This window comes from Novispirillum itersonii, assembly GCF_014205675.1.
In the GTDB taxonomy this organism is placed as follows: Bacteria; Pseudomonadota; Alphaproteobacteria; order Rhodospirillales; family Rhodospirillaceae; genus Novispirillum; species Novispirillum itersonii_A.
The window spans coordinates 684,076-707,107 of sequence record NZ_JACIIX010000001.1 but is presented as its reverse complement, the minus strand read 5'-3'; the positions used below and the strand labels follow the sequence as shown (position 1 = coordinate 707,107).

The window sequence follows — 23,032 nt, the reverse complement described above, 5'->3', positions numbered from 1 at the left end:
AACACCGAAACACCACACCGCGGGGTGGAGCAGCCCGGTAGCTCGTCAGGCTCATAACCTGAAGGCCGCAGGTTCAAATCCTGCCCCCGCAACCACATACCAAAAGCCCCCCAGCGTAAGCTGGGGGGCTTTTGCTTTGGCCGGGGGATCAGCCCGGCAAGACCAGACAGATGGGGAGGGGGGGCCGGAAGAGATAAAAAACCGGGCCCGCAGAAACAGGCCCGGTGGTCTTCAGCAGAAAATGTTCGGTGCTTCAGTTGATGGCTTCGGCCTTGTAAGCGCCCCACAGCTCGTTGCGCCGCAGCCAGCCCTGATACCCCTCAACCTCGACGCGGCAGTAGTCACTTCCTTTCGGGCATTGCAGCAGTTTGCCAACTACGCCCTGAGACAGGTATGCGGCGGCGGATGCGGTATCATCCGCAGTTCTTCGCAGCATTGCCTTGTCTTTCCGGACCATGATGGTGCGGCGCCCGGTCAGCATACTTTGGTGAACCCATCCTTCTGCGCCATCCGGGTCACGGATCTTTCTCCAGGTTTCATATTCCTGAATCACCTCGACCGGCAGTTCGCGGCGCATATACACCCAGTCCACCGGGTAGCGCGCTCCGGGGCCAGCCCGCATGTTGACCTGATCAGACCGCAGGCTGACAAACCGGGGCAGGGGTAAGCCACTGGTCCCTTCCGGTGCCGGTGCGCTGACCGCAGCAGCCGGAACCGACTCGACAACGGGCTTTGCCGCTTCGGTCTTTGCCGGGTCCGGTTTGGCAGGATCTGTCTTGGCCGGAGTCGCCGGTTTTGCTGCCGGGGCTTTTGGGGCCGGGGCCTGTTGCTGAACGGTATGCGGCTGGTTCTGTGCCGCTGCCGGTCCGGCAAGACCCCATGAGGTTACCCCACAGAGAAGCAGCCCATTGAGAACGGCTGCGCCAAGGCGCACCGTCAGGCGATATCCTGACTGTCTGGAGATGGAAGGGGTCCGCGGATCCCGGGGGGAGGAAAGGCGGACGGAAGGAAGCATCCTGTTGATCATTACTGTCCACTTCGGATCATCGCGACCGGGGAGGGCCGCAGTATACCGGCTTGTTTGCCCGGCGCCATGTTTTTGCGGGCGCTAAGATCTGCTGCGGATGCTCACTTTTCATCGGGGCAGGGCTGGACAAGGCGCAGGCGGATTGGTAAGCCAGAAGCATAAGGATCCGGACTCGCTTATGTACCGGCCCCGGTGATTGTTTTATCGATTGCCTGTGGACTGAACCGCCTGAATAATCCCGGAACCATCATCCCGCTACAGGGGGGAGTAATGCCGAAAGACAAGCCGTTGGTTGTTGTCACCCGCCGTCTGCCAGACGTGATCGAGACGCGGATGATGGAGCTGTTCAACTGCCGCCTGAATATGGATGACCATCCTTTCACCCGCGAAGAACTGATCGCGGCGGTGAAGGATGCCGATGTTCTGGTTCCGACTGTCACCGACCGTCTGGACAAAGGCGTTCTGGCACAGGCCGGGGAGAATCTCCGCCTGATCGCCAATTTCGGGAACGGGGTGGATCACATCGACCTCAGCACTGCCCAGCAGCGTGGCATCACCGTCACCAACACCCCGGGGGTGCTGACCGAAGATACCGCCGATATGACGATGGCTTTGATTCTGTCGGTTCCGCGCCGTCTGGCGGAAGGCGAACGCCTGATCCGTTCCGGCCGCTGGAGTGGCTGGAGCCCGACCCATATGCTGGGCCACCGGATCTGGGGCAAGCGTCTGGGTATCATCGGCATGGGCCGGATTGGTCAGGCTGTGGCGCGGCGTGCCAAGGGCTTTGGCATGGCGATCCACTACCATAACCGGCAGCGGGTCCATCCGGAGATTGAGCAGGAACTGGAAGCCACCTACTGGGAAAGCCTCGACCAGATGCTGGCCCGGATGGATGTTATCACCATTCACTGCCCGCACACTCCGGCGACCTATCACCTGCTGTCCGCGCGCCGTCTGAAGCTGCTGCGCGACCATGCCTATATCGTCAACACCGCCCGTGGTGAGGTGATTGATGAGGCGGCGCTGGTCCGGATGCTCCAGAAGGGCGAGCTGGCCGGGGCAGCGCTGGACGTGTTTGAGCATGAACCCAGCGTCAACCCCAAGCTGCTGGACATGGATAATGTTGTCCTGCTGCCGCACATGGGGTCAGCAACCATCGAAAGCCGCATTGATATGGGCGAGAAGGTCTTGGTCAACATCAAGACGTTTGTTGACGGCCATAAGCCGCCGGACCGTGTCCTGCCGACGATGGTCTGAGGAAGGGTACCTGATCCACAGGAACCATGGCCCGGAAAAGGCTCGTGTTCTTGTTTGAAACAAGGGGATAATCCGTTATGGATTATCCCCTTGCCGCATTCAGTGGCAACCGTTGCGCAGGGGCAGCGCCTCCGGGCCGCTTTCCGTATCGGGAAAGCCCTGGGCACGGGGGGAGAGCAGGAGAGTGCTGGGATGTCATCGGAAGAGCGAGCGGACCGCCCTGTGGTTCGTCCGGCGGTTTCAAACTGGCTGACGTCGGTGCGCCCGATGATGACGGTTGCGGTTGTGGCCGTCGTTCTGGTGCTGGCATGGATGGCGGCAAGCCGCCTGACGGCGGAAGTGTCCTACGAAGACCTGATGAGGACGGTGCGGGAAACTCCGCACTGGGCCTTGATCAGTGCCTTGGGGCTGACCCTGCTCAGCTTTGCGGCCTTGGCGGTGTATGATTTTGGCGCTCTTGCCTATATCGGCCGGACGGTTCCGGCCTCGGTGGTCGGGCTGACGTCCTTCTGTGCCTATGCGGTCGGGAATACCGCCGGATTTGGCCCGCTGACGGCGGGGGCCATCCGTTACCGGTTTTATACCCCCTATGGCATTGAGACGGAGGATGTCGCCCGGATCGTTGCCTTTGTCAGTGTCGCTTTCGGCATTGGGCTTGCCGGGGTTACCGGTTTTGGCCTGCTGGTGGCCTCTGTCAATGTCTCGACGCTGCCGATGTCTCCGCTGGGGATGAAGATCGTTGGCGGCGGTCTGGTGATCGGCCTGTTTGTCCTGTGGGCCATGGCCGGGCAGGGGCGGATCGTCACGGTGTTTGCCCGCCCGTTTGCGTTGCCGTCCCGGGCCATTCTGATCCGTCAGTTTTTTGCCACCGCCATTGATATTATTGCCTCGGCAGCGGTTCTGTGGGTCCTGTTGCCGGCGGGCAGCATTGATCTGCCGTCGTTCATCGCGGTGTATTCGGTGGCCATCGGGCTCGGGGTCCTCAGTCATGTTCCGGCCGGTCTGGGGGTGTTCGAGACGGTGGTGATCGCTTCCCTCGGTCCGCATATCGATGTGCGGAATGTGCTGGGGGCGCTGGTGCTGTACCGGGTGATCTATCACCTGTTGCCGCTGATGCTGGCGGCAGCCTTCATTGCGGCGCTGGAGCTGCGCCGGGCAGCCAGCTCTCCGATGGTGACCGTGGCGGCGCAGGCCGGAGCCCGGCTGGCTCCGCCGGTTCTGGCCGGTCTGACGCTGGTGACCGGCGGGGTGATGATCCTGTCTGGCACCATGCCGCTGGATGATGCGGTGGTGACGCTGCTGGATGGGAAAGTCCCTCTGCCTCTGGTGGAAGGGGGGCATTTCCTCGGCAGTGTGCTGGGGGTTGTGCTGCTGGCGGTGGCCCGCGGGCTGGTGCACCGGCTGGATGGGGCCTGGTGGGCGGCGGTGCTGGTGGTCTGCACCGATCTGCTGCTGTCGCTGATCCGGGCTCTGGCGATTGAGGAGCTTCTGCTGTCCGGGTTCCTGCTGCTGGTGCTTCTGGCCACCCGCAAAGAGTTTCCGCGCAAGGCATCCCTGCTGCACCAGACGCTGACGCCGCAGTGGTTTCTGGCGATGGTGACCCTGCTGGTCACCACGGTGACCCTGCTGTTTTTCGTCTACAAGGATGTGGAATACGCCAATCAGCTGTGGTGGCAGTTTGAGCTGTCCCAGCATGCTCCGCGCAGCCTGCGTGCGGTGATGGGGGTGGTTCTGGCCTCCTGCTTTGGGGCGGTCTGGATGCTGATGCGTCCGGCGCGGGCGACGCTGACCGCCCCGACGGCGGAAGACCTGATCCGGGCGATGGAGATTGTGGCGCAGCAGCCCGCTCCGGAAGCCTGTCTGGTGGCGATGCGGGATAAGTCCCTGCTGTTTTCCGACGATGGCCGGGCGTTCATCATGTACAGCCGTCAGGGGCGCTCCTGGGTGGCGCTGGGGGATCCGGTCGGCCCGCGGGACTGCTGGCCGGACCTGATCTGGCGGTTTGTCGAAATGGTGCTGGCCGGTGGCGGACGCCCGGTGTTCTATCAGGTCACCGCCGAGGCGCTGTCCTATTACGCCGATGCCGGGTTGCGCGGGTTCAAGCTGGGCGAGGAAGCCCGGGTCCGGTTGCCGGACTTCAGCCTGAAGGGCAGCAAGCGGAACAATCTGCGTAATTCCCTCAACCGCTCGGAGCGGGAAGGGATCACCTTTGAGGTGCTGGACCGCGAGCAGGTTGCCGCGCAGATGGATGAGCTTGAGTCCGTCTCACGGATCTGGATGAACCATCACTCTGTGCGTGAAAAGCGGTTTTCCCTTGGGGCCTTTGACCGGGACTATGTGCTGACCCAGCCCATCGCGGTGCTGCGGCAGGAGGGGCGGATCATCGCCTTTGCCTCGGTAATCCGCACGGAATGCAGGGAGACGGCCGGGATTGATCTGATGCGGTTTCTGCCGGATACCCCGCATGGGGTGATGGAAGTGCTGATTCTGCGTCTGATCCTGCATTTTCAGGGGGAAGGTTTCCAGTGGTTCACTCTCGGCATGGCGCCGCTGTCCGGCCTGTCTGACAGTGAGGCCGCCCCGATCTGGCACAGTGTTGGCCGCACGGTGTTTGAGCATGGGGAGTGGTTCTATAACTTCTCCGGGCTGCGGGCCTTCAAGGCCAAGTTCTTTCCGGAATGGCGGTCGCGCTATCTGGCCGTGCGGGGGGGGATCAATCCGATGATTGCCCTGACCGATATCACGGTGCTGATCAGCGGCGGGTTTAAAGGGGTGATTGGAAAATGATCGGATTCCGGTGGACCCCGTGGGTTGGGGCCGGGCTTCTCGCGGCGCTTCTGTCCGCCCCGGTGCAGGCCCAGACCTTTGACATGGGGGGGATCGGCTCTCCCGAAATCCTTCAGCCTGCCGGAACCCCCTCCGGAGTGGTGGCCCTGTTCTCCGATGCCGGCGGGTGGGGAGAGCGGGAACGGACACTGGCCCGTAGCCTGACCGACAGCGGGATTCTGGTGATGGGGATTGATACCCCGGCAACCCTGAAGCGGATCGAAGGGTTTACCGAAGATGCCTGCGCCGATGTGATCGGCGAGGTGGAGGCGGTCAGCCACCAGCTACAGAGTGGTCTGGGGTTGCCGTCCTATCATTTCCCGGTGGTGACCGGCAGCGGGCTGGGCGGGGCCGTGGTGGTTGCGCTGGCCGGACAGACAGAAGAAGCGACGGTGGCGTCGTTGGTGGCGGTGGACCCGCAGCCCTTTGTGCCGGGCACGAAGCCGATCTGTAGCCGGGGCCGGATCACCGAGACCGGGGCCGGGCGCTTTTACGCGCTGCCCCCGCCGCCGACCCGTTTTACCCTGAAGGTGATTGAAAGTGCCTCCGCCACCATGGCGCAGAAGGCGCGTATGCAGGGGTTGCGCACCGGGATCAGTATGGGAGCCCGGTTCAAGGCCGTGGCGGATCCGGTCAACGTGGCGATGGTGAAGGAAGCCCTGCTGTCCGTCCCGCAGCCGGTTGCGCCCCCTGCTGCCGGGATCACGTCCGACGCCACTGGCGCTGCTTCGGTTGCGGACCTGCCGTTGGAGCCGATGCCGGTTGAGCAGCCGTCGGACACATTCGTGGTGTTCTATTCCGGAGATGGCGGTTGGCGTGATCTGGATAAGGATGTGGCGGCTGTCTTTCAGGAGCAGGGAATCCCGGTGGTCGGGGTGGATGTCCTGCGCTATTTCTGGAAGGAGCAATCCCCTGATGTCAGTGCCCGGGATCTGTCACGCATCATCCGCGCCTATTCCGAGGAATGGAATGCGTCTTCCGTCATCCTGATCGGATTCTCCTTCGGGGCCGATGTTCTGCCGTTTCTGGCCACCCGCCTCCCAGCAGAGGATCAGGCCAAAATCCGGCAGATGACTCTGTTGGGGCTGTCGGACCATGCTGATTTTGAGGTGACGGTTTCCAACTGGCTGGCCAACCGTAAAACGCCGCTGGCCCGCCAGACCCTGCCGGAAATCCGGCGTCTGCCGCCGCAGAAGATCCAGTGCATTTACGGTGAAAAGGACGAGGATAATGCCTGCCGGAAGCTGATGGAGACCGGGGTTGAGGTCGTTAAAACCCCGGGGGGGCACCACTTCGGCAAGGACTACCCGGCGCTCGCCCGGCTGATTTTGGCCGGTCTGGAAAAGCGTCAGTCCGCCACCGGATCCGGACAGACAAAGTAAGTGTAGCCATAGACCGGGGCCAGCCCCATCCGTCGGTACAGGGCCTGCGCCCCGCTGTTGGCGGCGCTGACCTGTAACCACAGGCGGTCGGCTCCCTGATCCCTGCCCCAGTGCAGCAGCGCCGACAGGGCCCGCTGGCTGAGACCCTGCCGCCGGGCTTCGGCAAGGGTGCCGACGCAGAACAGCCCCATCAGCGGGCCATCGACCACGGCCAGCGCGACCGAGGCCGGGTGTCCGGCGTGATGAACGCAGGCGGTGGCGCAGGGCAGGGCAATCCCGCGCAGGATCTTTTTGATCGTGCAGCGGCTTTGCGGGGGCAGGCCATCAATCCGGGCATAGGTCTCCAGCCAGTCCGCTGTCGCATGGTCGGACAGCAGATCCGGCTCCGGGGCACTGTCCGGGATTGGCAGGGTCCCCATCATCACCAGCGACGGGTCCTTTTCGGCCCATTTCCGCCGGATCAGCTCCGCCACGGTGTCCGGGGGCGTCAACGGAGAGGCGCGGAACACCGGAGGCAGACCGTGACGGCGGAACAGGGCGACGCAGCGGTCCAGCCGCTGGCCCAGCCGGGCCGGATCGTCGGGGTCGGTTTCCGGCGGGTTGCCAGCGGCCAGCGTGTTTATGGAGTTGGCACGCTTGGTCACCCCGTCGGCCTGCCGGATCAGCCACGGGCCGTCGAAAACCGTGTGCAGGGCGGGCCAGGCATTGAACCCGGCCTGCTCCAACTGCTGCACCTCACTGGCAGGAAGGGTGCTGAACAGCGTGGTCATTTCCAGATCGGCTTTCCGCTGCCGGGCAGGCCATAGCTGGCCCACTTGCGGGTGACGGTATCGATGACATCCTGATCCATCTGGATTTTCTCGCCCCATTCGCGGTGCGTTTCCGGCGGCCACTTGTTGGTGGCATCCAGACCGATCTTGCCGCCCAGACCGCTTTCCGGGCTGGCGAAGTCGAGGTAGTCGATCGGGGTGCCTTCAATCACCGTGATGTCGCGGGCCGGATCCATGCGGGTGGAAATGGCCCACATCACATCTTTCCAGTCCCGGGCATTGATGTCGTCATCCACCACGATCACGAACTTGGTGTACATGAACTGGCGCAGGAATGACCACACCCCCATCATCACCCGCTTGGCGTGACCGGGGTAGGCCTTCTTCATGCTGACCACGGCAATGCGGTAGCTGCATCCTTCCGGCGGCAGCCAGAAATCAACGATTTCCGGAAACTGCTGGGTCAGCAGGGGGATGAACACCTCGTTCAGGGCCTCGCCCAGCACGCTCGGCTCATCCGGCGGCCGGCCGGTGAAGGTGGACAGGTAAATCGGCTTCCTGCGCATGGTGACGCAGGACACGCGGAACACCGGGAACGGCTCGACGCTGTTGTAATAGCCGGTGTGGTCGCCGTAGGGGCCTTCGTCGCCGAACTCGTCGAGCATGACGTGGCCCTCCAGAATGATCTCGGCCTGCGCCGGAACCTTCAGGGGCACGGTCTTGCAGTCCACCAGCTCCACCTTCTTGCCGCGCAGCAGCCCGGCGAACTGATATTCCGACAGGGTATCGGGCACCGGGGTAACGGCAGCCAGAATGGTCCCGGGGTCAGCCCCCAGCACCACGGCGGCGGGCATGGCGGTGCCCTTGTCCTTGCCCCAGCGGCGGTAATGCTGGGCCCCGCCGCGATGCTTCAGCCAGCGCATCAGGGTGGTGTCCTTGCCGGTCACCTGCATCCGGTAGATGCCCAGATTGAAGACGTCTTCCCGGGTCTCGCCGGGGCCCTTGGTCACCACCAGCGGCCAGGTGATCAGGGGGGCCGGTTCGCCCGGCCAGCAGGACTGCACCGGCAGCTTTGACAGATCGATCTGGTCACCGGTCAACACCACCTCCTGACAGGGGGCGGAGCTGACGGTCCTGGGCTTCATCGCCAGAACGGTCTTGATCAGCGGCAGCATCTCCCACGCTTCGCGGATCCCCGCCGGGGGCTCCGGCTGCTTCAGGAAGGCCAGCGTCTCGCCGACCGCGCGCAGCTGTTCCGGCTCGCGGTCCATGCCCCATGCCACCCGCTCGACGGTGCCGAACAGGTTGATCAGGACCGGCATGTCATAGGGGGTCCCGTCCGGGCGGACCGGGCATTCAAACAGTACCGCCGGGCCGCCTTCGGCCAGCAGGCGGGTCTGGATTTCCGTCATCTCCAGATCGGTGCGGACCGGAACCTTGACCCGGACCAGACGGCCCTCGCGTTCAAGGCGGTCGATGAAATCACGGAGGGAGGAATAGGGCATGATGGCTCCGACCGAAAGGCAGGGGGACGGAGACCGCAGCGGCGGATCTCCGGTTTTTGGAGTAAACGCCGCCCCGGTCTGTGGCAACCGCATTCTGTGCGGTTTTACAAAATCTTTGCCCGCCCCGTTCCTGTTCCTGCCTGTGGGAGCGCTTTAGAACCGGGCTGTGAAGAAGTGGGCCACCTGCGCCCCCAGCTCATAGTAGGCTTCCCGCAGCGGGGTTACCGACATCGCCTTCGGGGCGGTCGGCTCCAGCGGCAGATCGGCGTCCTTGATCTCGCCGCTGATATAGGCGGCCAGCAGTTTGCCGAAGACGGTGCCCGGCGCAATGCCCCGGCCGTTGTAGCCGCAGGTGGTCACCATCCGTTCATTCAGTTTATGGAAGCGCGGCAGGTTGTTGGCGGTCATGCCGATCCGGCCATACCATTCGGCCTCGAAGCGGATGTCCTGCATCTCCGGCCACAGTTTCTGGAGAGACCGGCGGGTCCACTCGCGGTGGATCGGCAGACCGGTGCCGCGCAGCGCCCCGACGGACCCGAACACCAGACGGCCCTTCTGGTCAAAGCGGAACGACGACAGGACTTCCTTGGTATCCCAGCAGCCCTGCCGCTCCGGCAGGATCCGGGCCTGAAGGTCCTTCGACAGCGGCTGGGTGGCAATGTTGAAGTAGGGCAGAATCACCTGCTGGCTGAGGATTTCCGGGCAGATTGCCGTGGTGTAGGCATCGGTGGCGGGCACCACCCACTTGGCGGTGACGGTGCCGCCGGGGGTGGTCACCACCCAGTCGGCCCCGTTGCGGCGGATTGAGGTGGCCGGGCTGCCGGTGAACAGCCGGACGCCCTTACCGACGGCGGCATGGGCCAGTCCGCGCGCATAGGCCAGCGGCTGGATGGTCCCGGCGCGCAGGTCCAGCAGCGACCCGGAATAAGCCCCGGTTGCCACTTTGGCGGCGGTCTGGGCGGCATCCAGCACATGCACCGGGGCACCGTACTTCTGCCACTGGCGGGCGCGTTCGTTCAGTTCCTTCAGGCCCTCGGCCCCGCAGCCGAGATGCAGGGTGCCCTGCCGTTCCGCCTCGCAGGAAATGCCGTAGCGGTCGATCACCTCCCACACCTGCCGCGGACCGTCGCCGAGAAAGCGGATTAGGCGGGTGCCGTAGTCGTCGCCCAGTTCGCTGCACAGGGCTTCCGGCATCACCCACATCCCGGCGTTGACCAGCCCGACGTTGCGCCCGGCCCCGCCAAACCCGGATTCAACCGCTTCCAGCAGCACGACGGAGATGCCGCGTTCGGCCAGATGCAGGGCGGTGGACAGGCCGGTGTATCCGGCGCCGATGATCACGACTTCCGCCTGTTCCGCGCCGGACAGGGCGGAGGTGACGGGGGCGGCGGGGGCCGTCATTTCCCACAGGCCGTGGGAGCGGGGATCATTGCGCATGGTCAGGGTGTCCTTGCAGAAAACGCAGCGGGCAGAAAACGCAGCGGGCAGAAGGGGGCGGCACAATGCCGGACCCCCCTTTGTTGCGCGGGGGAAGGCGATGTGCTAGCGAGTTCTGATCAAAAGGTCATTCTGATTGGGAATACCATGCGCGCTCCCCGCCGCTTTCTTCCCTCGCTGCCGCTTCTGGCCGCTTTCGAGGCGGCGGCCCGCACCGGGTCTGTCACTGGCGCGGCGCGGGAACTGTCGCTGACCCAGAGTGCGGTGTCCCGCCAGATCAAGGCGCTGGAGGAACAGCTGGGGATCGAGCTGTTCGCCCGCGAAAAGCAGAGCATCCGCCTGACCGTCGGCGGGGCGGCCTATGCGCGGGAAATCCGCGAGGCGCTGTCGAAAATCTCCTCGGCCTCGCTGACCCTGCGGGCCAATCCGATGGGCGGAACGCTGACGTTGGCGACTCTCCCCTTTTTCGGGGCGCGGTGGCTGACCCCACGGTTGCCCCGCTTTCTGGCGGCTTATCCCGGGGTTTCGGTCAATCTGGTCACCCGGATTGCCCCTTTTGATTTCCGGCACGAGGTGATTGATGCCGCCATCCATTTCGGCGGGGAGACCTGGCCGGGCACCGGCATGGTGCGGCTGCGGCCGGAAACCGTGCTGCCGGTCTGCACCCCCGGTCTGCGCGATCAGTATGCCTTTGCGGATCCGGCGGATCTGCGGGCGGCCCCGCTGCTGCACCTGACCACCCGCCCGGATGCGTGGGAACGCTGGCTGCGGCGGTACGGGGCCGATGCCGAGAACGTCCATGGCATGCTGTTTGACCAGTTTGCCCTTCTGGCGCAGGCGGCGGTGGCCGGACTGGGGATCGCCCTGCTGCCGTCTTTCCTGATGGAGGAGGAGCTGTCGTCAGGGCGGTTGGTTCCGGCGCTGCCGTTGCCCTATACCCCGGAAGAGGCCTATTATCTGTGCTGGCCGGTGGAACGGGCGGAGCATCCGCCGATGATGGCGTTCCGGGAATGGCTGGTGGCGGAAACCGCCCCGGACCGGGCATAAAACTGATGAAACTCCGGTATCCCCGGGCAGACAAACCCCGAAACTTAAGCTGCGACAGCCCGTGAATTTTCTTTATGATAGTTCCGGGGACAGCATAAACTGGCAGTGTTCCGGTAAATTTCAGGAATAGGGCATTGACGTCTCGGCAGACTCATGGGGACACTTCGCCGCAGGCAGGTGACGGGAAGGCGGACTCCGCGACCGCGAATGACCGCCGACGCGGCGGACGGCGGAAAGAGGATATCGACGCCAGCTATCTTGCCCGCCTGATTGATCTGGGTATTGCCCTGTCGGCGGAAACCAACCATGACCGCCTGACAGAGAAGATTCTGGTCGAAGCCAAGGAATTCACCAAGGCTGACGGCGGGACCCTCTATCTGGTCGGCGATGACGGGCAGTCCCTGCATTTCAAGATTCTGCGCAATGATACCCTGAATACGGTGCTGGGCGGCACCACCGGCAGGCCGGTGCCGTTTCCGCCGCTGCGGCTGTTTAACGCCGAGACCGGTGCCCCCAACCACAACAATGTCGCCACCCACGTTGCCCTGACCGGCCGCAGCATCAACATTGAGGATGCCTATACGGCGGAAGGGTTTGACTTTTCCGGCACCAAACGCTTTGACGAAGGCACCGGCTACCGGTCCAAGTCATTCCTGACCCTGCCGCTGAAAACGGTCACCGGCGAGGTGATCGGGGTTCTACAGCTGATCAATGCGCAGGATGGGCACGGGGGAGTAATTCCCTTTGCCCCCAACATTCAGCCGATGGTCGAGGCGCTGGCCAGTCAGGCGGCGGTGGCCATCGACAATCAGCGCCTGTTGCAGGCGCAGCGGGATCTGCTCGACAGCTTCATCAAGGTGCTGGCGCGGGCCATCGACGCCAAATCCCCCTATACCGGCGGTCACTGCGAACGGGTGCCGATTCTGGCCAAAATGCTGGCGCAGGCCGCCTGCAACCAGACCGAAGGCCCGTTTGCCGCCTATGCCCTTGATGACGAGGAATGGTACGAACTGCATCTGGCGGCGTGGTTGCATGACTGCGGTAAGGTGACGACGCCGGAATATGTGGTCGATAAGGCCACCAAGCTGGAAACCATCTACGACCGGATTCACGAGGTCCGCACCCGGTTCGAGGTGCTGCGCCGGGATGCCGAGATTGACATGCTGCGCCGTCAGCTGGCCGGGGAGGACAAGGCGGCAACCGAAGCGGCCTTTGCCGCCCGGGTGGGGGAGCTGGAGGAACAGTTTGCCTTTGTTGCCGAAACCAATATCGGCGGCGAATTCATGGCCCCCGATAAGATTGACCGCCTTCAGGTGATCGGTGCCCAGACCTGGACCCGGTATTTTGACCGCTCCCTCGGCCTGTCGTGGGAAGAAAGTACCCGTCTGAAGACGGATCCGCCCGCCCCGGCACCGGCGGTGGAAAGGCTGTTGCAGGACCGGGGCGACCATCAGGTCGGCATCTATAACCGGGGCGAGGTCTATAACCTGTCGGTTCAGCGCGGCACCCTGACGGCGGAAGAGCGTAAGGTCATCAACGATCATATCGTGGTGACGCAGGAGATGCTAAAGCAGTTGCCCTTCCCGAAATCCCTGAAAAAAGTGCCGCAGATCGCCGGGAACCATCATGAGAAGATCGACGGCACCGGTTACCCCAACGGCCTGACCGGCGACCAGATGGGTACGCTGGAAAAAATCATGGCGATTGCCGATGTGTTCGAGGCGCTGACCGCCGCCGACCGGCCGTACAAGACCCCCAAGACCATCAGTGAGTGCGTGAAGATCCTCAGCTTCATGCGCAAGGACAAGCATGTTGATTCTGACCTGTTTGACCTGTTCCTCAGCTCCGGGGTGTACCGTGAGTATGCGGAACAGTATCTGCGGCCGGAACAGGTTGATGAGGTGAACATCGCGGCCTACCTGTCGCGGCCGGTGTCAGCAGGCGTGGCGGGTTGAGCGGAGATGACGGGACGCTATCCGCGGGCACCGGTGCCTGCTGTTCTGGCGGTGGTGCCCGATGACGGGGGCCGGGTGGTGCTGGTGCGGCGGGCCAATCCCCCCCGGGCCGGAACCTGGGGGATGCCCGGCGGCAAGATTGAGCTGGGGGAAACCCTGTTTCAGGCCGCCGAACGGGAACTGGTGGAGGAAACCGGCCTTCAGGCCACCGCCGTGATGGCCCTGCTGCCGCTGGAAACCCTTGACCGCGATGTGGCCGGGGCCGTCCGGTACCATTATCTTCTGGTGCCGGTGCTGTGTCGCCTGTCGGCGGAGTCACCGCTACCGGTGGCTGCCAGTGATGCCGATGCGGCGGAGTGGTTTGATCTGGACGCGATTGCGGCCCTGCCGCCGGAGGCGCTGGCCGGGCCGGTGCTGCGGGTGGCGCGGCTGGGGCTGGCTTTGTCTGCACGCCTGCGGACCGATTGCGGGACAGCCTAGCATGCAGCGCAAAAGCAGGTTAAATTTGAACGATTTCGCCGGAAACGGAGCACCGGGCACAGATCCGGGCCCCCGCGGCGGCTGAGTGGGAAAAACAAAGGGGACACCCAATGTCGGACAGCAAGTTCCGTCTGGTTACTCGCAGCGATTTTGATGGTCTGGTCTGCGCCATGATCCTGAAGGAAATGGACCTGATCGATGAGATCAAGTTTGTCCATCCGAAGGACATGCAGGACGGAAAGGTGGAGATCACCGACCGCGACATCACCACCAACCTGCCGTATGTGGACGGGGTCCATCTGGCGTTCGACCACCACCTGTCGGAAACCATCCGGGTGGGCAAGCGCGACAACCACATTATTCAGGCGGATGCGCCGTCGGCAGCCCGGGTTGTTTACAATTATTACGGCGGGGCGGCGACGCTGCCGCGCATCAGCGAAGAGATGATGCTGGCGGTGGACAAGGGCGATTCCGCCCAGTTCACCAAAGACGAGGTTCTGGCCCCGACCGGCTGGAACCTGATGAACTTCCTGATGGATGCCCGCACCGGTCTCGGCCGCTTCCGGGAGTTCCGGATTTCCAACTACCAGCTGATGATGGAACTGATCGATTACTGCCTCGATCATTCCATTGAACAGGTCCTGACCCTGCCGGACGTGAAAGAACGGACCGAACTGTACTTTGACCAGCAGGAAAAGTTCACCGCACAGGTCAACCGCTGCACCACCCTGCGCGGCAACGTGGCGGTGCTGGATCTGCGGGATGAGGATCCGATTTTCGCCGGAAACCGCTTCCTGATTTACGCCCTGTTCCCGCAGACCAATATTTCGATCCACGTCATGCGCGGCTTCCAGAACCAGAACGTGGTGTTTGCCTGCGGCAAGTCGATCTTCGACCGCAGCAGCGGCACCAATGTCGGCGAGCTGATGTTGCAGTATGGCGGCGGCGGCCACCTGAATGCCGGGACCTGTCAGGTGTCCCATGAGAAAGCGGCGGAAACGCTGGAGGCTCTGGTGGCCCGGATGAACGCCGACGGCTGAGGGGCCTCAAGCCCCTTGCCGAGGCGATAAGAGTATGCGATGCCTAAGGGGTGGGCGGTTTAGCCTGCCCCTTTTGCGTTTTCGTGACGCACAGCTCCTTCTGGGAGAAATCCTGTCGTGTTCCGCACCCGGTCCCGTTCGTCAGCCCGCCCGCCGATGCGCTCCATGCGCCGGTCGGTGCTGCGCGCCGTGGTGTGGACGGAAACCGCGTGGCGTCGCTGAACCCTGTTTCAGCCTGACCGGATCCGTTCCGGTCCTCCGCTTTCGTATTCCGTGATCCGTAGAGCCAAGGATCCATAAGACAGGAGTGACGACAGTCATGTCGCACCAGCTTGCCAATTCATTCCGCACCGGCCCCGATGAGCGTGGCCATTTCGGCATCCACGGTGGCCGTTTTGTCGCCGAAACCCTGATGCCGCTGATTCTGGACGTCGAGAAAGCCTATGCCGAGGCGCAGGCCGATCCGGCGTTTCAGGCGGAACTCGACGGCTATCTGAAGACCTATGTCGGCCGCCCGAGCCCGCTGTATTTCGCCAAGCGCATGACCGAGGAACTTGGCGGGGCCAAGATCTACTTCAAGCGCGAAGACCTGAACCACACCGGTGCCCACAAGATCAACAACTGCATGGGCCAGATCCTGCTGGCCCGCCGGATGGGCAAAAAGCGCATCATCGCCGAGACCGGGGCCGGTCAGCACGGGGTGGCCACCGCCACCGTCTGCGCCCTGTTCGGCCTTCAGTGTGTGATCTACATGGGGGCCACCGACATCGAGCGGCAGCAGCCCAACGTCTTCCGCATGAAGCTGCTGGGGGCAGAAGTCCGCCCGGTGACCAGCGGGGCCGCCACCCTGAAGGATGCCATGAACGATGCCCTGCGCGACTGGGTCGCCAATGTTCATGACACCTATTATCTGATCGGCACCGTTGCCGGGCCGCATCCGTACCCGACCATGGTGCGGGATTTCCAGTGCGTGATCGGTGATGAGACCAAGGTGCAGATGCAGGAAGTTGAAGGCCGTCTGCCGGATTCGCTGATTGCCGCTGTCGGCGGCGGATCCAACGCCATGGGCCTGTTCCACCCGTTCCTCGATGACTCCTCGGTGCGGATCATCGGTGTTGAGGCGGCCGGTTATGGCATTGATACCGGCAAGCATGCCGCCAGCCTGACCGGTGGCAAGCCGGGCGTTCTGCATGGCAACCGCACCTATCTGTTGCAGGACGAGGACGGGCAGATCGCCGAAGCCCATTCCATCTCCGCCGGTCTCGATTACCCGGGGATCGGGCCGGAACATTCCTGGCTGCATGACATGAAGCGCGCTGAATACGTCGGCATCACCGACGATGAGGCGCTGGATGCCTTCCACCGCTTTACCCGCTGGGAAGGGATCATCCCGGCGCTGGAATCCTCCCACGCCATCGCGCAGGCCATCAAACTGGCCCCGACCCTGCCGCAGGATCACCTGATGGTGGTCAACCTGTCCGGCCGGGGCGACAAGGATGTCAACACCGTGGCGCGTGCCATGGGCGTGGTTCTGTAAGGGGGGATGCGGATATGAGCACCGTGACTGTCGTCAACCGTCTGGAAACCCGCTTCGCTGACCTGAAAAAGGCCGGGCGCGGCGCCCTTGTCACCTACACCATGGCCGGGGATCCGGATCATGACACCGCGCTGGCGATCATGAAGGGTCTCCCCGCTGCCGGGGCGGATGTGATCGAACTCGGCATGCCGTTTTCCGACCCGATGGCCGATGGCCCGGCGATTCAGCTGGCGGCCCAGCGGGCGCTGGCCGCCGGTGGATCGCTGACCCGCACGCTGGATACCCTGCGGGCGTTCCGCGAAACCGATCACAGCACGCCTGTGGTGCTGATGGGGTACTACAACCCGATCTATGCCCGGGGTGTTGACCGCTTTGCCGCTGAGGCCGCCGCTGCCGGGGCCGATGGTCTGATCATTGTCGATCTGCCGCCGGAAGAGGCACCGGAGCTGACGGAGCACCTGAAGACCCATGGCATTCACCTGATCTTCCTGACCGCGCCGACCACCGATGCCCGCCGCCTTCCGGCGGTGCTGGCGCAGGCCGGGGGCTTCCTCTACTACGTCTCGATCACCGGCATCACCGGCACCGCCTCGGCGGATGAGGCGGTGGTGAAGGAGGCGGTGGCGGCACTGCGGCGGTCCACCGATCTGCCGATCGCCGTCGGTTTCGGCATCAAGACCCCGGCGCAGGCCGCGGCCTTTGCCCGCATCGGCGATGCGGCGGTTGTCGGGTCTGCCGTGGTGCAGACGCTGGCCGACAGTCTGGAGGCCGGGACTGTGGCGACGGACAGGACGGTCCCGGCGGTGCTGGGGTTTGTCGCGACGCTGGCCGATGGGGTGCGGTCTGCCCGCCGTTAAGGCCGGGCTGACGCTGAGAAGACTGGCGGGCACCCCGGCGACAGGGTGCCCGCTTTTTCATGGGGACCCTATCGGGTTTTCGGATACAGTATGCGCCCGCTGACTGTGTCGCTGTCTTGATGAGTGTGCCGTGATGAGTGATGCCTCCGTTCTCCGCCATACCCTGATCGGGGCCTCGGCCCTGCTGCTGTGGTCAACGCTGGCGGTGACCACCGTCTTCGCCGGGGGGGTCCCGCCGTTCCTGATGGTGGGGTTCGCCTTTTTCCTTGCCTTCCTGATCGGTCTGGCCAAGTGGGTGATCCGGGGAGAATCGATTCTCGGGCATATGCGGCAGCCATGGCAGGCGTGGGCGCTGGGCGTGTGCGGGCTGTTTGGCTATCACGCGCTGGTGTTCTATGCCTTGCAGGCCGCCCCGCCGCTGGAAGCCAATCTGGTCAACTATCTGTGGCCGCTGTGCATCGTGCTGTTTTCCGGCTTTCTGCCGGGGCACCGCCTGCGCTGGTTTCATCTGGCCGGGACGCTGTCGGGCCTGATCGGGGTGATCCTTCTGGTCACCGGCGGTGGCTCGGTGTCGTTCAAGGCGGAGGCTCTGCCGGGCTATCTGGCGGCCTTCGGCGCGGCGATCACCTGGGGGGCCTATTCGGTGCTGTCCCGGTTGCTGAAGGCGGTGCCGACCGATTCCGTCGCCGCGTTCTGTCTGGCCGGTTCCCTGCTGGCCTTTGTCTGCCATGCTCTGTTTGAAACCGGGGGCTGGCCACAGACTCCGGTGCAGTGGGGGGCAGTGATCCTGCTGGGGCTTGGTCCGGCGGGCGGTGCCTTCTTCCTGTGGGATCTGGGGATGAAGCGGGGCGATATTCAGGTGCTGGGGGCGCTGTCCTATGCCACGCCGCTGATGAGCACCCTGCTGCTGATCCTGACCGGCAGCGGCGCTCTGTCGTCGATGGTGGCCGTGGCCTGTCTGATGATTGTCGGCGGTGCGGCTCTTGCCTCGAAGGATATGCTGTTCCGCAACAGGAAGGCCGCTGCGGCGGAGTGATCCTGTGCCGATGACCTGTCCCGTCACCCGGGGCGGGTCATCCGGAACACCTCGGTGATCACCGCATAATCGCGGTATCCCAGCCGGACCAGCGGCTTCAGCAGGGTCGGGTCAACCCGTCCCTCACGCAGGACGCTGTCGCGGATATGAATGCCGTCGACTCTCCCGAGAATCATGACGTTACGGGATCCGGCCGCCGCGTCCGGCAGGACCGGCAGATCAATCCTCTGATGCAGGCGGCATTCAAAGGTGACCGGGCTTTCCGCCACCCGGGGGACGGAGAGGGTTTCGCACCGGGCTTCGGTGACCCCGGCCAGCTCAAATTCATTCACCTCCGGCCCGACAGCGGCACAGCTGGCATTCATCGGTTCCCGCAGCTCCCACGACACCAGATTGATGGCAAACTCCCCGGTGTCCTCGATATTGCGCACGGTATCCTTCGGCCCGTGCGGATGGCGGCCGGTGGCCGAGATCATCAGGATCGGCGGGTCTGAGGATACGGCATTGAAGTAGCTGAACGGGGCCAGATTGGCGATGCCATCGGCACTGCGGGTTGAGACCCAGGCAATCGGCCGGGGGACGACGCAGGCGACAAAGGGATCAATCGGCAGGCCATGGTCAGCGGCGGCGGGGCGGTAAAACATGGCTGGGGGATCCTGCTGAAAAACGCGTTGCATTTTGCATCGCAGAATTCCGCCGCCACCGTCAAGAGACAGCTCCGGCGGTGGTGGGGGATGTCCGATGATATCCGGCGGCAGAACGCGTGAAGAGGTTTGAGAGGGTGGAATATTCTTTTTTCCTGTTTCTGCGGCACCGGGACCGGAAAAAAGAATAGGGACAGACAGGAGTGGCTGCTCTGGCAAAGGCTTTGCTGAAGATAGGCAGCTTTTGATCCCGTGGCCCTGCCGGGATTGCCCGCTTCATCTGTTTAACAGGATCCCGCCATGTCTCTCTCCGCTCTCGCCCCGTACACCTCTGCTGTTCCGCGTCTGGCCCCTTATGTGTCCTTCGCGGTGTCCCGGCATCTTCTGGCGGAACAGATCCGGGGGGTGATGGCGGCACGGGATGCCCTGAACGCGGCCCTGATTGCGGTCGCTGCGCTTGAGACGGCCTTCAATGCCGGGCAGATTGACCGCGCCAGCCGTGACCGCAAGCAGGCGGATCTCCGGCTGGATGATCTGCTGGATACGGTTCTGCGGGTTGAGGCGGAGCAATTGGTGCTGGAAGAGGTGTTCAGCCGGGCGGCAAGCTATGCGATGGACCGGGTGATCTGTTATCACGTGCGCCGCTTTCTCGATATTGCCGGTGTGCTGCCAGCGGATCGCAGCTGCCGCGATGATCTGCTGGTGATGGCACAGGTGGTGCGGCGGTATCTGGAGGATGATCAGAGTGATCTCCAGGATATGGCGGTGCGGTCAGCGTGGGATGCTCTGCGTCGGCATATCCGTCCGGTCCGGGCCGGTTGAGGCTTTTCGCAGTCTGCTGCGGAAGCGGGATGGAAACGCAAAAACCCCCTGTCCGGCTCCACGGACAGGGGGTTTTGACCATCGCTCCGACCGGAAGGGCCATCAGGATGGCTCTTCCGGCGGATCTGAACCAGACAGGGTCTGGCAGGGTGATCAGGTGACTGATCAGAAGGTCAGAGACAGACCGGTGGCAGCCACCCAGCCCTTGTTGTCGGCGCCGGTGGCGGCAGTGCCTTCACCGTCGAACGACACGTAAGCGATGCCGCCGACCAGCGACACGCCCGGGCCCATCTTGTATTCACCGGCCAGTTCAGCCGAACGGATCTTGTCGTCGGCGATGTTGGTGGTCTTCTTCTGGTTGCCGGAGATGTAGACCAGAGACACGCCGTACGGGCCGGTCTCGTAGGAGGCACCGATTTCCCACAGGTTGGCGTTCGGGTCACGGGCGTTGACGGCAGAGGCGTCACGGCGGACAGCACGATAAGCACCGCCGACGGTGAACCCGGCGTAACCGACGTTCAGGCCAGCCTGGTATTCGTTGTGGTTGTTGATGTCGTTGCCGGTGTCAGCGGTCAGCCAGCCGATGTCGGCGGCCACGGAGACAGCACCGATTTCACCCTTGTAGCCGATGCCAGCGCCATAGGCATCAGACACCTGGGTGTTGTTGGTCAGGGTGTTGCCCGGCTGGTCGTCGCCAGCGCTGACATTCGGAACGTAGGACGCGCCGAAGGTGAAGCCAGCGACGGACGGGGAGATATAGCTGACCGACTCGGCATCGCCGTTGGTGTCGATGGCGGTATCACCGAAGAAGCTGTCGTCGAAGTTGGTCGGCTTCACAACGTAGTTGCCGACCATGACGTCGCCGCCGACGGCGCCGCCGTCGAACAGGCGGCCACCAACGCGCGGGGCGTTGCTGTGGATCATCGCCAGGGCGTTGTCGTCAGCACCGGCCTTGATGGCGCCGAACTTGCCGGACAGGGTGATGGAGTATTCGTCGGAGACGTCGGCCATCGAACGGCCGCCGGACTCAATCTCGTAGACCACGGCAACGGTCAGGCCGTTGTCGAGGGTGGTGCTGCCCTTGAAGTGGATTTCGTTGTCGCCCTTCACGTCAACGGCGGACACTTCACGGCCGGACTGGCGGATGAAGGCGTCGTCGTTGGAGGCATAGCCGACCATCACGGCACCGTAGCCGCCGACGGAGAGCTTAATCGGGTCCGCAGCGAAGGCGGAGCCGGCGATCAGGGTGGTGGCGAGGGCGGTGGTGCCCAGCAGAGCAAAAGTCTTGGTCACGAAAAATACTCCCTGTCTTGGAATCCCGGAATTCGATCAGGGGTTGACGTGCCCGGGGGGTGAAGCCCCGGAGCGATTGTCATCGCCGCGTAATCAAATCCATCCGTACAATGCGGGATCGTGTCGGGGCACTGCAACAGAGAGTCCGTGCGGTTGATCACATTTTTAAAGGGTATGGTATTTTTGCATCATGTGTGGGCAAGGGGGGGAGTGGTCAACTTTTGAGCACTGTCCTTTGAGTGCAGAAAATCATTAAATTTAAAGGACCTTCAAAGTGAATTCTGAGGTTTGGCGTGAAGAGTGTCGGCAATATTGTCTGACAATATTGCCGATGTAGGGCGGCGGGAACCGCAAGGGGCGGAACCCTTTTACAGGGTGGGGCGGCCGGGGACGGCGGGCGGGCGGAATGCTGGCGATTGCTTGACAGGCCCTGACGGGCTGTTACCGTACGCCACAGCAGGGCGGAGCCGGTATTCCGGGACCGCCCCTTTGGTTTTTGCACCCTGCCGTCCGGTGCCTGAGAATTATGGTGCCAGACCGGTAGGGTGACAGACGCTTAATGCGACCAGTCCGGGGTAGGGTCCCCCTTCCCTGCCTGCTGCGTGAACAGTTTTTGACCCGTCAGGATATCCGGCCACTGCCATGACCACCACCGCCCCCAAGAAGAAGCTTTTCATCCGGACCTATGGCTGCCAGATGAACGTCTATGACTCATCGCGGATGACGGACGTTCTGGCCCCGTTGGGCTACGAACCGGCGGCGGATCCGGAAGGCGCGGATATGGTGGTGCTGAACACCTGCCACATCCGTGAAAAAGCCTCGGAGAAGGTGTTTTCGGAACTGGGGCGTCTGCGGTCCCTGAAGACGGAAAACCAGCAGGATGGCCGCGACATGATCATCGCGGTGGCAGGCTGCGTGGCGCAGGCGGAAGGCGAGTTCATTCTTCAGCGCGCCCCCTATGTGGATATTGTGCTGGGGCCGCAGACCTATCACCGCCTGCCGGAAATGGTGGCCCGGGCCGAGCGGGCCAGTGCCGAAAACCGTGGCGGAACAGGAAAGCCGGGGGCTCCCCGCCCCGGAGTCGGCGTTCTGGACACCGAATTTCCGGTTGAGCCGAAGTTCGACCACCTGCCGATGCCCTCCGCCAGCGGCCCGAGTGCCTTTCTGTCGGTGCAGGAAGGGTGCGACAAGTTCTGTACCTTCTGTGTGGTGCCCTACACCCGGGGGGCGGAATATTCCCGCCCGGCGGCGCAGGTGCTGGCCGAAGCCCGCAAGCTGGTAGCCGAAGGGGCGCGGGAGCTGACCCTGCTGGGGCAGAACGTTAACGCCTACCACGGCGACTCGGCGGACGGCGCGGTCTGGGGGCTGGGCCGCCTGATCCGGGAGCTGGCCGAGATCGACGGTCTGGCCCGGATCCGCTACACCACCAGCCACCCGCGCGATCTTGATGATGACCTGATCCGCGCCCATGCCGAGGTGCCGCAGCTGATGCCGTTCCTGCATCTGCCGGTGCAGTCGGGATCCGACAAAATCCTGCGGGCGATGAACCGGGGCCACACCGGGGCGGACTACCGTGCCAAGGTCGAGCGCCTGCGGGCGCTGGCGCCGGATCTGGCGCTGTCCTCCGACTTCATCGTCGGCTTCCCGCACGAGTCGGATGCTGATTTTGAGGACACGATGGCGCTGGTGCGCGATGTCGGCTTCATTCAGGCCTATTCCTTCAAGTATTCCCCCCGCCCCGGCACTCCGGCGGCGGTGATGGAGGCACAGGTGCCGGAAGAGGTGAAGAGCGTCCGCCTGACCGCGCTTCAGGCGCTGCTGCTGGAGCAGCAGGGGGCCTTCAACCAGTCCTGTCTGGGCCGCGAGATGGATATCCTGCTGGACCGTCCGGGGCGTCATGACGGTCAGATGCTGGGGCGCAGCCCCTACATGCAGCCGGTCCATGTCGCCGGATCGGAAGACCTGTACGGGCAGGTGGTGCGGGTGCGGATTTCTTCGGTCACCGCCAACAGCCTGACCGGCACGCTGATCTGACCGGACCCCCGGGATTGGGCTGGCGGCCCGGACCGGGCCGCCCCATATAAAAGAGAACGCCGCCCCGGGGCTCCGGGACCCGG

At 63.7% G+C, this 23,032-nt stretch carries 18 protein-coding genes and 1 tRNA gene; 13 read left to right on the top strand and 6 right to left on the bottom strand.

The window, feature by feature from the left end; translation table 11 throughout:
• The first annotated feature begins 18 nt into the window (after positions 1–18).
• Positions 19–95, top strand: a tRNA-Met gene (locus FHS48_RS03230).
• 158 nt (positions 96–253) lie between these two features.
• Here FHS48_RS03230 and FHS48_RS20585 read toward each other — a convergent pair.
• Positions 254–577, bottom strand: a complete 324-nt coding sequence (locus FHS48_RS20585) for an SH3 domain-containing protein (protein WP_416046494.1) — start codon at positions 575–577, stop codon at positions 254–256.
• 720 nt (positions 578–1,297) lie between these two features.
• On the opposite strand from FHS48_RS20585, the gene FHS48_RS03220 reads away from it, so the two are divergent.
• The 3 genes from FHS48_RS03220 (at position 1,298) to FHS48_RS03210 (ending at position 6,492) form a co-directional block, all read left to right on the top strand.
• On the top strand, positions 1,298–2,284 hold the full coding sequence (locus tag FHS48_RS03220; RefSeq protein WP_184261317.1) for a 2-hydroxyacid dehydrogenase: 987 nt from the start codon (positions 1,298–1,300) through the stop codon (positions 2,282–2,284).
• Between the two features lie 192 nt (positions 2,285–2,476).
• Positions 2,477–5,071, top strand: a complete 2,595-nt coding sequence (mprF, locus tag FHS48_RS03215) for a bifunctional lysylphosphatidylglycerol flippase/synthetase MprF (RefSeq protein WP_184261316.1) — start codon at positions 2,477–2,479, stop codon at positions 5,069–5,071.
• A complete protein-coding gene (locus FHS48_RS03210) occupies positions 5,068–6,492 on the top strand; it encodes a virulence factor family protein (RefSeq protein ID WP_184261314.1) in 1,425 nt (474 codons plus the stop codon). The genes mprF and FHS48_RS03210 overlap by 4 nt, the downstream gene beginning before the upstream one ends.
• Here the strand turns inward: FHS48_RS03210 and FHS48_RS03205 are convergent.
• From FHS48_RS03205 to FHS48_RS03195, 3 genes are all read right to left on the bottom strand, one after another.
• A complete protein-coding gene (locus FHS48_RS03205) occupies positions 6,459–7,262 on the bottom strand; it encodes a GNAT family N-acetyltransferase (RefSeq protein ID WP_184261312.1) in 804 nt (267 codons plus the stop codon). The genes FHS48_RS03210 and FHS48_RS03205 overlap by 34 nt on opposite strands.
• Complete coding sequence (locus tag FHS48_RS03200; RefSeq protein WP_184261310.1) at positions 7,259–8,767, bottom strand: UbiD family decarboxylase; 1,509 nt, start codon at positions 8,765–8,767, stop codon at positions 7,259–7,261. Before FHS48_RS03200 ends, FHS48_RS03205 begins: the two co-directional genes overlap by 4 nt.
• 153 nt (positions 8,768–8,920) lie before the next feature.
• On the bottom strand, positions 8,921–10,204 hold the full coding sequence (locus FHS48_RS03195) for an NAD(P)/FAD-dependent oxidoreductase (protein ID WP_184261308.1): 1,284 nt from the start codon (positions 10,202–10,204) through the stop codon (positions 8,921–8,923).
• A gap of 147 nt (positions 10,205–10,351) precedes the next feature.
• Between FHS48_RS03195 and FHS48_RS03190 the strand changes: the two genes are divergently transcribed.
• The 7 genes from FHS48_RS03190 (at position 10,352) to yddG (ending at position 18,156) form a co-directional block, all read left to right on the top strand.
• A complete protein-coding gene (locus FHS48_RS03190) occupies positions 10,352–11,251 on the top strand; it encodes a LysR family transcriptional regulator (protein WP_184261306.1) in 900 nt (299 codons plus the stop codon).
• Positions 11,252–11,385: 134 nt separating this feature from the next.
• Positions 11,386–13,206: an HD family phosphohydrolase gene (locus FHS48_RS03185; RefSeq protein WP_184261304.1), complete on the top strand. Its 1,821-nt coding sequence runs from the start codon at positions 11,386–11,388 to the stop codon at positions 13,204–13,206.
• Positions 13,207–13,212: 6 nt separating this feature from the next.
• Entirely contained in the window at positions 13,213–13,686 is a 474-nt protein-coding gene (locus FHS48_RS03180) for an NUDIX hydrolase (protein WP_184261302.1), read from the top strand.
• Between the two features lie 110 nt (positions 13,687–13,796).
• A complete protein-coding gene (locus FHS48_RS03175) occupies positions 13,797–14,726 on the top strand; it encodes an exopolyphosphatase (RefSeq protein WP_184261301.1) in 930 nt (309 codons plus the stop codon).
• Positions 14,727–15,045: 319 nt separating this feature from the next.
• Positions 15,046–16,263, top strand: coding sequence for a tryptophan synthase subunit beta (trpB, locus tag FHS48_RS03170; RefSeq protein WP_184261299.1), 1,218 nt, complete (start codon positions 15,046–15,048; stop codon positions 16,261–16,263).
• A 14-nt stretch (positions 16,264–16,277) separates the two neighbouring features.
• Positions 16,278–17,120: a tryptophan synthase subunit alpha gene (gene trpA / locus FHS48_RS03165; protein ID WP_184261297.1), complete on the top strand. Its 843-nt coding sequence runs from the start codon at positions 16,278–16,280 to the stop codon at positions 17,118–17,120.
• Positions 17,121–17,253: 133 nt separating this feature from the next.
• A complete protein-coding gene (gene yddG / locus FHS48_RS03160) occupies positions 17,254–18,156 on the top strand; it encodes an aromatic amino acid exporter YddG (protein WP_184261295.1) in 903 nt (300 codons plus the stop codon).
• Positions 18,157–18,179: 23 nt separating this feature from the next.
• Here the strand turns inward: yddG and FHS48_RS03155 are convergent, their stop codons facing one another.
• Positions 18,180–18,800 (bottom strand): flavin reductase family protein, encoded by a 621-nt coding sequence (locus FHS48_RS03155; RefSeq protein ID WP_184261293.1) that lies wholly within the window; start codon positions 18,798–18,800, stop codon positions 18,180–18,182.
• 300 nt (positions 18,801–19,100) lie between these two features.
• On the opposite strand from FHS48_RS03155, the gene FHS48_RS03150 reads away from it, so the two are divergent.
• Complete coding sequence (locus FHS48_RS03150) at positions 19,101–19,622, top strand: hypothetical protein (protein WP_184261291.1); 522 nt, start codon at positions 19,101–19,103, stop codon at positions 19,620–19,622.
• Positions 19,623–19,787: 165 nt separating this feature from the next.
• On the opposite strand, the gene FHS48_RS03145 is transcribed toward FHS48_RS03150, so the two are convergent.
• Positions 19,788–20,915 (bottom strand): porin, encoded by a 1,128-nt coding sequence (locus FHS48_RS03145; RefSeq protein ID WP_184261289.1) that lies wholly within the window; start codon positions 20,913–20,915, stop codon positions 19,788–19,790.
• A 642-nt stretch (positions 20,916–21,557) separates the two neighbouring features.
• Between FHS48_RS03145 and miaB the strand changes: the two genes are divergently transcribed.
• Positions 21,558–22,949 (top strand): tRNA (N6-isopentenyl adenosine(37)-C2)-methylthiotransferase MiaB, encoded by a 1,392-nt coding sequence (gene miaB, locus FHS48_RS03140; protein ID WP_184261287.1) that lies wholly within the window; start codon positions 21,558–21,560, stop codon positions 22,947–22,949.
• Positions 22,950–23,032 lie beyond the last annotated feature (83 nt).